Below are 14,594 nucleotides of genomic sequence, written 5' to 3'. Positions count from 1 at the left end.
GTCGAGGTGATGGCCGACATGGCCGACACCCCTACCCGTCCAAATTCCCAACCCAGGACCTCCGGACGATGTGGGTGGCGGCCCGCCGCGCGTCTAGCAGGTGTACCCGCCGATAGGCACCTGTGGCGACAGGAGATTGACAGGAATGGCTCGATGTTGCGACCCGTCCGACCTGGTCATACTGAGGACATGCCCAAGAAACGACGGTCCCGCACGCGGCGCACTCCCCCGCGGGCGGCGTCCGCCGGATCGAACCCGGCGTTCCTCGGTGACCTGGGAATGACTCCCAAGCGATCAACGGCCCCACTGCCGGAGGCCGATGACGATCGCCACGCCAGCGTGCGGGTCCGGGTTGGCGGCGCTGATGCTGCGCCGCGGCGACGACGTCGGGGATGTCAGCGTGGCGACCGACGTCCCGGTCGCCCTGCTTGAGTTGCTTCGCGCGGAAGTCGCCGATGAAACTGACCTCGATCAGCAGCGCCAGACCACCGTTGACGACGTGAGGCGGCGGCGCCGGGTCGTGATCGCCGTGCTGATCATGGAGGTCGCCGCGCTGGCGAACATCGTCATTGGCCTGATCGCGCTGATCGGGCACCTCGCCGGGTTGGGGTTACTGGCCAGCGTGATCGGGCCAGCACTTCTCCTTGCCGTCTACGTGGTAGCCAGATGCGCGACCCTACGGGATCTCGCACTGGCTACAGCCCTCGGTACGCGGCCCGGCGTAAGGGTCGTGATCGAGGGCCCGGTGACTAACGACCTCTGTGGACGATCCATCCACATGTCCCAGGTTTGGGTGTCTACCGACGGTGGTCGAGATCGGTGTCGCCAGTGTTCACGTGGTCGTGCGCATATGGAACCGCGACATTCGGCACGGCCGCGATCGTCTCATCGAGAAGGAAGAGTCACTATGCATGAAGTCCCGCCTGATGGTGGAGCGCCACGGCGTCACGGCCGGTGATCCATCTGTCCGATCTCCTGGGTCGTCCGGTCGTCGCGAAGGCCGGTGACGCGGTGGGCCGGGTCGAGGACGTCATCGTCAGCCTGCGCGGTGCCGAGGGGTATCCGCCGGTCACCGGCCTGGTGGTAGGGATCGGCGGCCGTCGGGTGTACGTGTCGTCCGGGCAGATCACCGACCTGACCCAGGAACACGTCGATCTGTCGAAGAACAAGGTGGATCTGCGCGAGTTCGAACGCCGTGACGGCGAGGTTCTGTTGCGCACCGACGTCCTCGATCACCGGCTCATCGACGTCGCGGCCGCGGAGTTGGTGCATGCCTACGACATCGAGCTCGAGGACACCGGGGCGGGCTGGGTGCTGGCACGGCTGGATACCCGCCGGCCGGCGCGGCTGTTCGGGTTGATCAAATCCGGTGGGGGGCATGCCAGCCGGGACTGGAAGTCCTTCGAACCGCTCATCGGGCACACGGCGAGCGTGTTGGAGCGCGCGGGCGGGCGGATGTCGAAGCTGAAGCCGGCCCAGATCGCGGACCTGCTGGAGGACGCCGACAAAGACGAGGGTGGAGAAATCCTCGACCGCCTCCACTCCGACCCGGAGTTGGAGGCCGACGTCTTCGAGGAACTCGACCCCGACAAGGCCACCAAGATCCTGGGCGACATGACTGATACCGAGGTCGCCGGGGTATTGGCCCGGATGCGGGCCGACGACGCGGCGGACGCGATCGCCGATCTGCGCCAGTCCCGCCGTCGCCGGGTGCTGGAGCTGCTGCCGGCGGGGCAGCGCACCAAGGTCATCACGCTGATGGGGTTCAACCCCTCGACCGCGGGCGGGTTGATGAGCGTCGACGTGGCGTCGTGTTCGACGGATGCCACTGCCGCGCAAGCTCTTTCGATCATCGCTGCCGCCCGGGCGATGCAACCCGAGGCGTTGCTCAAGATGCACGGGGTCAACGAGGCCGGCGAACTGGTCGGGGTGGTCTCGGTGATCCGGCTGCTGCAATCCGACCCCCACACCCCGATCACCGAGCTGCTCGACGTCGACCCGATCCGAGTCACCCCGGAAGCCGACCTGACCGACGTCGCCCTGCTGATGGCCGACTACAACCTGGTCGCCATCCCCGTCGTCGACGAGGGCGACCGGGTGGTCGGTGTGGTGACCTTCGATGACGTCCTGGAGGCCACCATCCCCGAGGACTGGCGGCGCCGCGAACCCGCGCCGCGCCCGATCCGCGACGTCGTCGGTGCCCAGGACGGGCCGGTCATGGCTGACTCCCACCCGCCGGTAGGCACCACCGACCCCACGGCACCGGATCAGGCTCCCGCTGCTGATGTCACCCCACAGGCCGCGTCCACCAGCGCGCCGGGACCCGAGCCGACTCCAGCCCCTGCAGCGCCTCAGGCGTCGGCGGTGTTGGACAGCGCCCATCTCGGTGACATCGAAGGCGCGTTCGGCCGGGTCAGCGTCGGCGACAGCGATCAGGGCCGCACGCTCAAGACCCGGCTGCTGACACTGTTGGCGATCCTCGGGCCCGGGATCATCGTGATGGTCGGCGACAACGACGCCGGCGGTGTCGCCACCTACGCCCAGGCCGGCCAAAACTACGGCTACAGCCTTCTCTGGGTGCTGCTGTTGCTGATCCCGGTGCTGATCGTCAACCAGGAGATGGTGGTCCGCCTCGGAGCGGTCACCGGGGTGGGCCATGCCCGGCTGATCAACGAACGCTTCGGCCGCGGGTGGGGCTGGTTCTCCGTGGGGGATCTGTTCCTGCTGAACTTCCTGACCATCGTCACCGAGTTCATCGGCGTCTCGTTGGCCGCCGCCTATTTCGGTGTCTCGAAGTACATCGTCGTCCCGACGGCCGCGGTGGCGTTGGTGGCGATCATGGCCTCGGGCAGTTTCCGTCGCTGGGAACGCGCCATGTTCGTGTTCATCGCGATCACCCTGCTGCAGATCCCGATGCTGCTGCTGTCGCACCCCCAGTGGGGGCGGCCGCACAGGCCTTCGTCGTGCCGGGCATCAAGGGTGGGCTCAGCTCGGATGCGGTGCTGCTGATCATTGCGATCGTGGGCACCACCGTTGCGCCGTGGCAGCTGTTCTTTCAGCAGTCCAACATCGTCGACAAGCGCATCACCCGCGCTTCATCAGTTACGAGCGCGCCGACACCACCATAGGCGCGTTCGTGGTGGTCATCGGTGCGGCTGCGTTGGTGATGACCGCGGACTGGGCGGCCCGCTCCACCGGCAGTGAGGGCAACTTCGGCGACGCCGGAGACATCGCCCGTCTGCTGTCGGCGCATAGCAGTGTGCTGGGTCCGGTCTTCGCGATCGTGCTGCTGGATGCCTCCATCGTGGGTGCGGCAGCGGTGACCTTGGCCACCAGCTACGCCTTCGGCGACGTGTTCGGCCTGAAACACTCCCTGCACCGCGGGTTTGCCGACGCCAAACCGTTCTACGTCTCCTACATCGCGATGGTCGCCGCCGCCGCTGGGATCGTGCTGATCCGGGTGCGCCGTTGGGTCTGATCACCACTGCGGTGCAGGCACTGGCGGGTCTGCTGCTGCCGAGTGCGAGTGTGTTCCTGCTGTTGTTGTGCAACGACCGGGAGGTGTTGGGCCCGTGGGTGAACCGGCGCTGGCTCAACGTCGTCGCGGTGTTCATCGTCGCGGTGCTGCTGTTGCTGTCGGGGATCCTGATGGCCACCACCCTATTTCCCGACTTGGACGTCGTGACCGTCACCGCGTACCTCGCCGCAGGCATCGTCATCCTGGCCATCCTCGCGGTCGGGGTGCTGAAGTGGTTGCAACGCCGAAACCCCAGGGCCCCGGCCCCAGTGACCGTGATCGACGGGCCTGAGAAGATGTCGTGGCGCATGCCGCCCCTGGCCTTGCTGGAACCCGTCACCTGGTCGGCCGGAACCAAACTCGGCATGCTCGCCCTACGCGGCTACCTGGTCGTCGGCGCGATCCTGCTCATCGTCAAAGCCGTCCAACTCGGCGGCGGATGACCATGCGCCGCACCGCGCGCCGGTGCAGGGACCGGCGGATGTGAGCACCGCACTCGGTGGCTCGCTGGCCGTGGCATCGACCCCGCTACCGCAGTACAGCCACCACGCGGTGATCATCGGCTCCACGATCCTGCTAGTGACGATCGCGGTGATCGCGACGGTGACACTGCTGATCCTGTGGGGCCGACGGGGCCGCTAAGCGTGTTCTCGACCGAGACAGCTCACCTTTATTCATCGGGTGTCTTGTGACCACGGTTGCGGCCCTTTGTTCAGGACCATTCTTGACTTGAGGGACGCGTTGAGAGAGGTCGCGTACGGCTCTAGAGGCAGCATGGGGCGTGCCACGAAAGATCACGCGACCAGGAACCGTCCGATTGACAGTCTGAGGATGGTCCAAGGCTAAGGCGGGACGGTGGCTCTTCGGCGTCCCGAAAACCTTCGTTATCGGGACACGGCCCGACCCCTAACCTTCTGATCTGTCGTTGCATCCCAGGTTGGATGAAGTGGTGCGTCGTGACGTAATAACGTAAGTACGTGATTACGTCACGACGCCACAGGCCGCGGTGAGCTGGGGCGGCCCATGAAGGCAAAGAAAAACCCGCCCCTGCCGGGGACGGGTGGTATTGCGCAATTATGCCGTCTGTTTGGCCAGTTCAGCGGACGAACAGGTTGATCGTTTCGGCGGCGATGGGAGCGACCACGGCCACGGTGACGTGGACCCAGGTGATGGTGGCTGGCCAGCGCAGCGCGATGGTGACGGCGGTGGCCGCGATGAAGAACATCGTCACCGTGAGCGCGATCAGGGTGATCATGACACCTCCTAAAGGGGTTCGCGAATCGGTTGTTTCTGTAAGCTCTTATGCAGGCCGCAGGCACGTTTCCCCAGGTCAAATGCGTGATCTAAATCACATTAGGGTGTTGGGGAATTACCGAGTTGCGCTGCATATGAGTCTTGGTATGGACCGCTTGCACGAGGAGGACCACACCGGGTGGCAATCACGACGAGCACGGACGAGACGGCCGACGACGGTGAGGGGTTGCCTGGCCCCGATGGGGGTGCCCAACCCCGAGGTCGTACGCCTCCTAGACCGGCGCCTGGCGGACCGCCGCGATCTACGAGCTGAAGCCCGCTCGATCCGTACCGAACTCGTTGGTGACGCTGCTCCTCTGCTCGTCGTGCTGGCCGACCCGGTCGGCGCGCGAGAAGACATGCTCGTCTGGCCTCGCGTTGACCACCGGCATGTACGACGGGCAACGCTTCGCCGGCAAGGACTCCGCCGCCGAGATCGTGCTCTATGAGTCCGGCCGACTCGTGTTGGCATCGGAGCGCGCCGTGACCACCCGCTCATTCAGCAACGTGTCCCCTCCCCCACCCGACCTCACGCTGGTCTTCGAAAGACTGATCATCGGGCACGTCAGCTTGCTTGCCCGCCTGGCCGCTGCAGTGTCGCACCGCTGGGGCTACACCGGAAGTTGGCGGTTCGCCCTCTCCATGAATGGCCTACGCGACTCGACGTCATGGATCATCGCCGACCAGAACTTCGGCGACAAAGGACCCGTCTACACAGAAAACATCTACGAGAGAGCAACCGAAGCCTCACTAGCCGACCTCGACGAAAACCCCGACCAGGTCGTGGCAGCACTCACCGCTCCCCTTCTTCGTAGCCTCGGCAGCTACCCAGCCTGGGAAAAGCGCTTCAATACGCAATCATGACGTAAGGACGTAACGACGCATATACGTCATTACGTCCTTACGTTGGGCAAGAAAAAACCCGTCCCCTGCCGGGGACGGGTGGTATTCCGCAATTATGCAACGCGCGTTGCGTCCACGCAATTCCCCTCCCCTGTCGGGCAGGTCACCAGGGCGGCGGCTTAGACACCCCGCCAGCGGGGTCCGGGAGTTGGCAGGACTGGAAATCTGCGGCGACCAGCTGGTACCACCAGTGGTTGCCTACCCCGTCCGACGGTCGCCCCCGCAGCTTTCCTGCGGTCTGGTTTTTGGTCGGGTTGATGGTGCCGACCGGGACGCGGTCACGTGCGGCCTGGACAGGAAATTTCAGGTCGCTGTCGTTGCTGATCACCAGCGCGGCGTCGATGCGGTTTTCGAGGATGTCCAGCAGCAGGTGGGCGGCCACATTTACATCGGAGCCCTTCTCCTCGCGCCGGGCAACAGAAACGAAGAACCGCGCGTCGGGGGCATTCTGCCCGGCACCATCTTTAATGGTTACCGGCCAAGCTGGGGTGGTGAGAACCGGACGCCCGCGTCGGTCTTTGGTGGCCAGGGGCGCGGAGGTGACGCGGTTGACGTAGTTGCCCTCTTCGATGTGATCCACGACAGCGGCGCGGGTCAAAGCGGCGAGGTAGGCGTCCTGTTCTCGACTGCCGACGCGGTTGTCAGCTCCTGAGATACGCGCAGTGCAGTACACGATGCGTTCAACGGTCGCACCGCTCCAAGCCGATTGGTTGGCCATCAGCCGCGTCGCCAAGGCGCGCAGGTCAAGCCATCGCCAGCCGGCCGTGCCAGATCCGCAGATGAACTTGCCGCCGTAGTACAGGTTGAAACCATCGATGTACACACCCACTCGCATAGAAACAGACGCTAACTGGCGGGCACGCAATCGCCCGCCAGGACGATCCCGGCTGGGGGCATGAAGTTGTTAACGTAAGGACGTAATGACGCATTTACGTTCTTACGTCTTTGCGTTCTGGGCTAACCACCGATCGGCCAGGTCGGTGAGGATTTTGCTCATGCTCGTGTCCCGGTCCAGTGCAGCCTGCTTCAGTCCGCGCACCGTCGCGCGTGGCAGATAAACGGTGGCGCGCTGCATATCGTCAGTGGGGGAGCGGAACGCCTCAGCCGCCCGCTTGGCGGGTTCTGTCTTCACTCGTGCGGCCATCTTCGAAGTCAAGTCAGACATGAACCAATGCCCCCATCAGCTCGTCGAACACGTCGTCGTAGCCGTACAGGTGATTCGGTGTAGACCCGAACGCCCGGCGGATGCCCTCACGGCGGACAATCCGCGTTTCGATCACCGGCACGCCCTCGTCCTCCAGCAGGGTCTTCACCTCGTCGGCTAGTCGGGTTCGTAGATCGACGCCGGTCAGCAGCACCGCCGTGGGGCGGTGTGCGGTGATCTCCAAAGTCGGCCATACCCGGCGGACATCCAGCGGTGAAGCCCCCGTGGGCACCACGACCAAATCGGCCAGCTCGATCGCTTCCTGAATAACCTGCGCCGTACCCGGGGGAGTGTCCACGATCGTCAACTCCTGGCGGCCACTGACGTCCAGGGGTCGGCGTGCCGGCACCACCGGAAACGGCAAGGGGTCATCCTGGGCGGCCGCCGCCCATTCCAGCGCCGAGCCCTGCGGGTCGGCATCAACAAGTACGACATCGCGACCGCGGCGATGGGCAGCAGTCGCGAGATACACCGCCGACGTCGTCTTCGCAACGCCGCCCTTGGTGTGGACCAAAGAAACCGTAGGCATGGCCAAACCTTACGTCACAGCGCAATGACGCATATACGTCAACACGCTATTACGTCGTTACGTCTATCGACGTAGACCCGGTATTTCTGCGAGTCGTTACCAAATTGTCACCACCCGTCTTGTCGGCAAATCGGCCTCCAGCAGGTCATTAGAGGGCGTGAAAGCTACACCCCCAAGCACCCCTTCTTTCATGGCCCGTACCTCGCGACCCCGCCGCTGCACCCCACCGGCATATACCTCCCGATGAGTGCCAGAGAACTACCTGCCGCACCGCACGACGGAAAACAGCTCTCGCCCCGGTACTTCACCAATGACCGAGTTGCCACGACGAGAAAGGTGCGGCAGTGCCGTGGAAAACAGCCCAGTTCCGCCCAGAAGAAAAGAGCGGAGCTCTCACGCCCCGCTCCGGGAGCCGCTTTCCCGACCAACCAGAGAAAGAGCATCAACTATGAGCGGAACTGACCTGGCCGTGTGGATCGTCGCCATCCTCGGAGTCGTGGCTACCGTCGTGACGGTCTGCGTCCTCGCTGATCGCATCCACGCCCGCAACCCGGAATCCAAGCTCACCATCGGAGATACCGGACGCGTCATCGGCGCCATCCTGGGCGTCGTCATTCAAGCCGCCATCGCGATTCTCACCAGACGACCATGACCGCGATGACGGGCGCACAGCAGGGGAGAGGCCACCCGGCCGCGTGAACCACACGCGTCACACAGGTCCACACAAACCGCGTGTCGCTATCAGTTACAGCTTGTTCCGGCTGGCAGAGTCCTGCTCATGGCTCAACCGCATAAAGGTGACCGCGCCCAGATCATGACGCGCCCCCCTCGGGTGGTCTACGACATCGTCAAACAGAGGGCGGCCGAGCTCGGTATCCCGATGGGGCAGTACGTCGCAGACCTGCTAGCCGAGCACGTCGGCCATCCCGAGCTTGTCCTTGCACTTCACAAGTCAAGGGAGGAGCTGCCGCTGGCGATGTGACCGGTATGCGCCGCGGCTGCTGGCTGGACTTAGCCGTAAGGCCAAACGTGACATCTGAATAGCTGGTGTGCGGAACCCCCGCTGAATGACGAAGGCCCCGCCTTAGGCGGGGCCACGTCTGGAGGTTCAAACCGAGCTGCGAACTCGGTTCCGGGTCTTCCGTACCCATTTCCCCGAAGGGACTGTCTTGACCGACAGCTCTCACGGTAGCGCACGCCTGTCTGACGTTCCAGAAATGGCGCGCAATCAGTGCGCAAATCGTGACTTCCTCACCGCCCGATCAGCTCGGGTGAGCAGTGCGTGGCCGGCGCCGCTGGGCGCCGCTATCGCGCCCACACCGCACGTCGCCCGAGCGCTGAACAATGAGCGCCGCCGCGGCTGGGTCGAGCGCGCCGGCGCGTGTGGGCCGCGGGCGCCGATGTGGACCAGCCGCAGCAGTTGGCTCGACGGGCTCCAGCGTTGGGCGCAGTCGCCGGCCCTGGGCCAGCTGTGCACGGAGCAGCGGGTGTCGATCACCGCGACGACGCTGTTGTCGATCGCCGGGGTGATGGCCGAGCACGCCGATCACGCCACCGGCCGCCACGTCGCCGTAACCCGTGCCACCATCGCCGCCCGGGTGGGCTGTGACGTACGCACCATTACGGCCGCCTGGCGGGTCCTACGGGCCTCCCAATGGGCCGTGGAGGCCCAACGCGGACACGGCTCACCGGGCACCCCCAGCGTCGGCCGTAGACCCTCGGTGTACCACCTGGTGCCGCGCCGCGAAGCCCGCCCGGCATCGCCTCGTCCTGTGCATGACCCTGTGCAGGATTTCCACCTACCGCCGTCAGGCGGTCTTAGTCTTTTAACTCCCGTAGGGAGAAACTCACCAAGCGGGCGCGCCAGCGCGCCCGCTCATGAAGATTCACGAAAGGGATTCAAAACCCGTGCAGTGTGCCCGCCCCGGCGGACCACACCGCGACCACTGGCCACCCAACGCCTCGCCGCGGCCCTCGTCGCTGCGGCCCACGGCCTCGACCGCGTCCACATCGGCACCATCTGCGATGCGCTCACCGCAGCCGGTATCGACCCGCTGGTATGGACAGCACAGGACATCACCGACGCGCTGAACGCCGACATGCGCGCCCGCGGCGCGACCTGGCCCGACCACATCACCAACCCCGGCGCGTTCCTGTCCAGCCGACTCCGACGACTCACCTGGACCACCGCGCAGCCCCCGACAAAGGTCGGCGGCTGCGCCGCCGACCGCATCGACCAGAAGACGCCGCACCCGGTGCCGTTGACCGCCGCCCAACACGCACGCATCGCCGCCGCCCAGCACGAGATCCGCCGCATACTGCGCGCTCGTCCTGCCCACCCACCGTGGGACGTTCCGGAGACGTCTCTCGACACCTCAGAGGACAGTGGGCGGTGCCTCCGGCCCGACGGTGGCGATGTCCCACAACTGGCCCGGTGGTCGGTAGGCGGGAACGCTGACGCCGTCCACGAGATAGCTCATCAACGCGTCGAGGCCGACGGTGTCCTCACGCTCCTCCAGCAGACATAACAGCTCGTCCAACACCGCTGCTTCTACCGATCTCCACCGCCCCATGCGCCGCCACCCATCAAATCACTTACTCGCCACCCCCCGGGGGTTCACTGCCACCAGAATACCTACTCCAATCGCCTAGTAGGATGTCTGGCACATTTGCACAAGTTGGGCGGGGACTGTGGATCTAACGGTGTTTCCGGCACTGACACGCTGAGTGATGCTCGGCGAGAAAGGTGCCGTGATGACGACACTGGACGATGTGGCGAAGAAGAAGGCGGCTGAGCAGTCCGAAGGCCAGAAGGCTGCGGTCGAACTGGTCCGATTGGCCCAGGAGCAGGGCTTGTCGCTGACCGGGCCCGACGGGCTGCTCAAGCAGTTGACCAAGACGGTCCTCGAGACCGCGCTCAATGAGGAGATGACCGAGCACCTCGGCTATGAGAAACACGACCCGCCCGAGACGGGGTCGGGCAACATCCGCAACGGCACCCGCACCAAGACGGTGCTGACCGACACCACCGGCCCGGTCGAACTTGACGTGCCGCGCGATCGGGCATCGACCTTCGAGCCTCAGATCGTCAAGAAACGCCAACGTCGCCTGAACGGCGTGGACGAGGTCGTGCTGTCGCTGTACGCGAAGGGCTTGACCACCGGTGAGATCTCGGCGCACTTCGCCGAGATCTACGGGGCGTCGGTATCCAAAGAGACGATCAGCCGCATCACCGACAAGGTGCTTGAGGAGATGAACGACTGGTCGGTGCGACCGCTGGATGAAACCTACGCCGCGATCTTCATCGACGCGATCGTGGTCAAGGTCCGCGACGGCCAAGTCGCCAACCGGCCGTTCTACGCTGCCATCGGGGTCACCCTGGCCGGGGAACGCGACATCCTCGGCTTGTGGGCCGGCACCGGCGGGGAGGGCGCCAAGTTCTGGATGAGCGTGCTCACCGACCTACGCAACCGCGGCATCAAGGACACCTTCTTCGTCGTCTGCGACGGGCTCAAGGGACTGCCCGAGGTGGTGGGCAATGTGTGGCCGCAGGCGATCGTGCAGACGTGCATCATTCATCTGCTGCGCAACACTTTTCGGCTCACGTCCCGCAAGTACTGGGACGAGATCAAGGGCGACGTCAAGCCGATCTACACTGCGGTCAACGCGACCGCGGCTCGGGCGGCGTTCGACGAGCTGGCCGAGAAATGGGGGCAGCGCTACCCGGCAGTGATCCGGCTCTGGGACAACGCCTGGGCGGAGTTCATTCCGTTCCTGGACTACGACGTGGAGATCCGGCGAGTGATCTGCTCGACGAACGCGATCGAGTCGCTCAACGCCCGCTACCGCCGCGCGATCAAGGCCCGCGGACACTTCCCCTCCGAGCAGGCGGCGCTCAAGTGCCTGTATCTGGTGACCCGATCACTGGACCCGACCGGTGTCGGCAGGGCACGATGGACGATGCGGTGGAAACCTGCCCTCAATGCGTTCGCGATCACCTTCGCCGACCGATTCCCGGCAGCCGAAACCTACTGATGAAAAACGCCGGAAACACCGTTAGCGAGATAGACCCGTTGGGCGAGGCTGGTGGTGCCGTCCGTCGTAGCGTCGCCCTAGCCGTTGCGGCGGGCGGCCCCGGCGAGGTCTGAGGGGGGTGGTGCGGGTTGTTGACGGTGGCGAAGTTGTCGTTGTGGTCGGTGAACTATTACAACGACACCGCGCGGGCGGTGGGTGATGCGGTGAAAGACCGTCAGCGGGCTAATGGTGGGTTGGCGGAGTATTACGCCGAACGCGACACTCGCACCCCGGTGTGGGCGTGCGCGGGGGATGCTCGTGCGGCGGCGGATTTGGTCGGGTTGAGTGGCAGTGAACGCGGCGGTGGGGATGCTGATCCGGAGGTGGTGGCGCGCTGGCTGGATGAGGGTGTGGCCCCCAGTGGGGAGTGTGGACGTGCGCACGGCACGACGGGTGTGCACGGGTTTGATTTGACGTTTTGCGCTCCGAAGTCCGTGTCGTTGGTGCGCGCGTTCGGGGATGACGTGATCGACAAAGCAGTGTCCGCGGCGCACCAGACGGCGCTCGCCGAGGCTCTCGAATACCTGGCCGACCATGCCGGCTACACCCGGATGCACAACCCCGTCACCGGGCTAAAGGACCTCCACAAACTGCCCGGTTTGGTGGCGGCGGCCTACCAGCATGAGACCTCACGGGCGGGTGATCCGCACCTGCACACCCACGTGTTGGTGCCCAACCGCCAAGCCCGCGCTGATGGCCGGCTGGTGTCGATTGACGGCACCAGTTTGTTCCATGAAGCCCGGGCGGCGGGGATCATTTATCAGGCCACCCTGCGCTATGAACTGCATCGGCTGACCGGTATCGAGTGGGGGCCGATCGACCCCTCCACGGGGATGGCGGAGGTCGCCGGAATCGACCCGAAAAATATCGCCGCATGGTCACAACGGTCGACGCAATTGCGGCAGTGGGCGGCCTCAAATCTGACCCTCGTTGAGGGGGGTGCGGGGTTGTCGCAGGGGCAGTTGGCGGTCGCGCAGAAGGCCACCCGGCCGCGTAAACCCGAGTCGATGTCCTGGGCTGAACTGCGTGCGGGATGGCGCGCCGACACGCGTGGTCTGGTGCTGTCGCGTGCGGCGCAGCGTGAGGCCCGCGCCGCGCGCGAGGAAGCCGCGCGCACCGCCGCGGCACGCGTGTCGCGTCGTGGCGGTGTGGTGGTGGATCGGCGGGCGGTGGCGGCAATGGCGGCCCGGGGGGATAAGGCGGCGTTGACGCGGGCGGATCTGGTCGAAATCATCGGCGCCCAACTGCCGCTACTCGTCGACGACGCCGACCCCGCCAGCGGTGGCGGAGCTGGCGCGGGGATGCCGCGCCAGCTCATCGAGGCCGCGGTGGACGCGGTGGGGATGCGGTTGACCGCGCCGCGGTTGGCGCATCAACGTGAAGGCTCGCAGCGCTATACGGTTGACCTGATTTTGGCGGAGGAGCGCCGCGTGTTCGACCTCGTCGACGCTCACGCGGTGCGGGCGATGGCGTGGGTGCACCCCGAGCACACCGCAGCCGCGCTGGGCGTGTCGGATCAGCAGCATCAGGTGGTGACCGCGATCGCCTCCACCCCGCAGTTGGTGGTGCCGTTGAGCGCGCCGGCCGGGGCGGGGAAGACCACCTCCATGCGCGCGTTGCGCACCATCATCGAAAAACGCCATAAAGCGCGGATGATCGTGATCGCCCCCACCGGAAAAGCCGTCGACGTCGCCGTCGCCGAAGGGGCGGCCAGCGAGGGCTACACCATGCACAGCGCCCTGGCCCGCCTCGCCGATGGCCGGCTGCAGTTGGGTCCCTTTGATGTGGTCGTGGTTGATGAAGCCGGCATGGTCGGCACCGACCACTGGCGCCAACTCCTGTCAGCCACCACGACGGCGGGAACCAAAACCGTCCTGGTCGGCGATGCTCATCAGCTCGAGCCTGTCCAAGCCCGGGGGGGAATGTTCGCCCAACTGTGTGACGAGTTGCCCTGGGCGCAGCGCCTGACGGAGGTGTGGCGCCAGCACGATCCGGCCGAACGCGCGGCGTCGCTAGCGCTGCGGGAGGGCGGGCCGGCGCCGGTGCGCCGCGCGATCAACTGGTACCGCAACCACGACCGACTCCACACGGGGGATCAGGTCACCATGGCCGCCGACGCGCTGGCCGCCCACCAGACCGATCTCGCGGCCGGTAAAGACGCCCTGCTGCTGGCCGACACGGTGGAGATGTGTGATGCGTTGAATCGTCGTGTCCACGATCAGACCGTCACCGAGCGCACCGCCGCAGGGCGCGACACCACCACGGTGACCGCAGCCCGCGGGCACCACATCACCACCGGGGATGTGGTCATCAGCCGGCGTAACGACCCGACCATCACCGTCTACCAAGCCGACAACCGCACCCAAATCCTGGCTGAGGCGCCGGTGCGCAACGGGCAACGCTGGCGCGTGGTCAAAGTCGACGACAACCGCGAGCACCCTCGCATCGCCGCCCGCCGCATCAGCGACGGCGCGTGGGCCGTCTTCGACCGCGATTACCTGCGCGAGCAGGTGCAGCTCGGGCACGCGGTCACCGTGCACGCCGCCCAGGGCGTCACCGCCGACACCACCCATACCGTGCTCGCTGACACTGCCAGCCGCAACCTGGCCTACGTCGCCCTTACCCGTGGCCGGGCATCCAACCGCGCCTACCTCTACCACCGCGACCCCACCGAAGCTGACCATCAACACAGCGCCCCCGGTGAGGGGGTGCACCTCGTCCAGCGCGGCACCACCACCCAGGCCGCCCACGCGCTACGGCAGATCATCGGCCGCGACGAACCCGCCCACACCGCGCACCAGATCGCCGCCGACACCCCTACCCAATACCTGCCCGAGCAGGTCGCTTCCCTGGTCGCCGAACACCACCAGGCGGTCACCCGACGCCGCAGTACCTACCAGAAAACCCAACGCGCACAACAAGATCAGGCACTTGACCGGCACCTCGACCTGGACCGCAGCCAACACCGCGAACAAGATTCCGGCTATGACCTCAGCCTCTAAACAGGGGCTTATCTCGTTACCGGTGTTCTCCGGAAATTCTCAGTGCACTGCCATGCCTTAACTCCCCAACTG

The 14,594-nt window shown here is 65.7% G+C and carries 12 protein-coding genes and 2 pseudogenes; 10 read left to right on the top strand and 4 right to left on the bottom strand.

Translation table 11 applies throughout. The features are described 5' to 3' along the window. The first annotated feature begins 319 nt into the window (after positions 1-319). The 4 genes and pseudogenes from Y900_RS29920 to Y900_RS32650 all read left to right on the top strand — a co-directional run bounded on the left by Y900_RS29920 (position 320) and on the right by Y900_RS32650 (position 4,159). Positions 320-958: a hypothetical protein gene (locus Y900_RS29920; protein ID WP_036349846.1), complete on the top strand. Its 639-nt coding sequence runs from the start codon at positions 320-322 to the stop codon at positions 956-958. Further along, positions 958-2,211, top strand: a pseudogene (locus Y900_RS29915) (magnesium transporter MgtE N-terminal domain-containing protein); the annotation flags it as partial. The gene Y900_RS29920 and the pseudogene Y900_RS29915, both read left to right, overlap by 1 nt. Positions 2,212-2,364: 153 nt before the next feature. After that, positions 2,365-3,960: pseudogene (locus Y900_RS33550) on the top strand (Nramp family divalent metal transporter). Positions 3,961-4,000: 40 nt separating this feature from the next. After that, positions 4,001-4,159: a hypothetical protein gene (locus Y900_RS32650; RefSeq protein ID WP_157838308.1), complete on the top strand. Its 159-nt coding sequence runs from the start codon at positions 4,001-4,003 to the stop codon at positions 4,157-4,159. A 454-nt stretch (positions 4,160-4,613) separates the two neighbouring features. On the opposite strand, the gene Y900_RS32645 is transcribed toward Y900_RS32650, so the two are convergent. Then, a complete protein-coding gene (locus tag Y900_RS32645) occupies positions 4,614-4,772 on the bottom strand; it encodes a hypothetical protein (RefSeq protein WP_157838307.1) in 159 nt (52 codons plus the stop codon). 341 nt (positions 4,773-5,113) lie between these two features. On the opposite strand from Y900_RS32645, the gene Y900_RS29905 reads away from it, so the two are divergent. After that, positions 5,114-5,674 carry a hypothetical protein gene (locus Y900_RS29905; protein WP_237752826.1) on the top strand — a complete coding sequence of 187 codons (561 nt, stop codon included), beginning with the start codon at positions 5,114-5,116 and terminating at the stop codon, positions 5,672-5,674. Positions 5,675-5,816: 142 nt separating this feature from the next. Here Y900_RS29905 and Y900_RS29900 read toward each other — a convergent pair whose 3' ends face one another. The 3 genes from Y900_RS29900 to Y900_RS29890 all read right to left on the bottom strand — a co-directional run bounded on the left by Y900_RS29900 (position 5,817) and on the right by Y900_RS29890 (position 7,446). Then, the gene (locus Y900_RS29900; RefSeq protein ID WP_036349805.1) at positions 5,817-6,548 is read right to left on the bottom strand and encodes an NYN domain-containing protein; all 732 of its coding nucleotides are present in this window, start codon (positions 6,546-6,548) and stop codon (positions 5,817-5,819) included. Between the two features lie 102 nt (positions 6,549-6,650). Next, a complete protein-coding gene (locus tag Y900_RS29895; protein ID WP_036349802.1) occupies positions 6,651-6,878 on the bottom strand; it encodes a hypothetical protein in 228 nt (75 codons plus the stop codon). Further along, positions 6,871-7,446, bottom strand: a complete 576-nt coding sequence (locus Y900_RS29890) for a nucleotide-binding protein (RefSeq protein ID WP_036349799.1) — start codon at positions 7,444-7,446, stop codon at positions 6,871-6,873. Before Y900_RS29890 ends, Y900_RS29895 begins: the two co-directional genes overlap by 8 nt. Before the next feature lie 448 nt (positions 7,447-7,894). Between Y900_RS29890 and Y900_RS29885 the strand changes: the two genes are divergently transcribed. The 5 genes from Y900_RS29885 (at position 7,895) to mobF (ending at position 14,522) form a co-directional block, all read left to right on the top strand. Further along, a complete protein-coding gene (locus tag Y900_RS29885) occupies positions 7,895-8,098 on the top strand; it encodes a hypothetical protein (protein WP_036349794.1) in 204 nt (67 codons plus the stop codon). A gap of 126 nt (positions 8,099-8,224) precedes the next feature. Next, positions 8,225-8,428: a hypothetical protein gene (locus Y900_RS29880; RefSeq protein WP_036349843.1), complete on the top strand. Its 204-nt coding sequence runs from the start codon at positions 8,225-8,227 to the stop codon at positions 8,426-8,428. Between the two features lie 289 nt (positions 8,429-8,717). Next, positions 8,718-9,974 carry a rep protein gene (locus tag Y900_RS29875; protein WP_237752828.1) on the top strand — a complete coding sequence of 419 codons (1,257 nt, stop codon included), beginning with the start codon at positions 8,718-8,720 and terminating at the stop codon, positions 9,972-9,974. Positions 9,975-10,200: 226 nt separating this feature from the next. Continuing rightward, positions 10,201-11,481: an IS256 family transposase gene (locus Y900_RS29870; protein WP_036348825.1), complete on the top strand. Its 1,281-nt coding sequence runs from the start codon at positions 10,201-10,203 to the stop codon at positions 11,479-11,481. A 128-nt stretch (positions 11,482-11,609) separates the two neighbouring features. Further along, positions 11,610-14,522, top strand: coding sequence for a MobF family relaxase (gene mobF, locus Y900_RS29865; RefSeq protein ID WP_036349840.1), 2,913 nt, complete (start codon positions 11,610-11,612; stop codon positions 14,520-14,522). Positions 14,523-14,594 lie beyond the last annotated feature (72 nt).

The organism is Mycolicibacterium aromaticivorans JS19b1 = JCM 16368 (assembly GCF_000559085.1).
In the GTDB taxonomy this organism is placed as follows: domain Bacteria; phylum Actinomycetota; class Actinomycetes; order Mycobacteriales; family Mycobacteriaceae; genus Mycobacterium; species Mycobacterium aromaticivorans.
The sequence above is the reverse complement of the archived record's forward strand: the minus strand, read 5'-3'. Positions and strand labels throughout refer to the sequence as shown.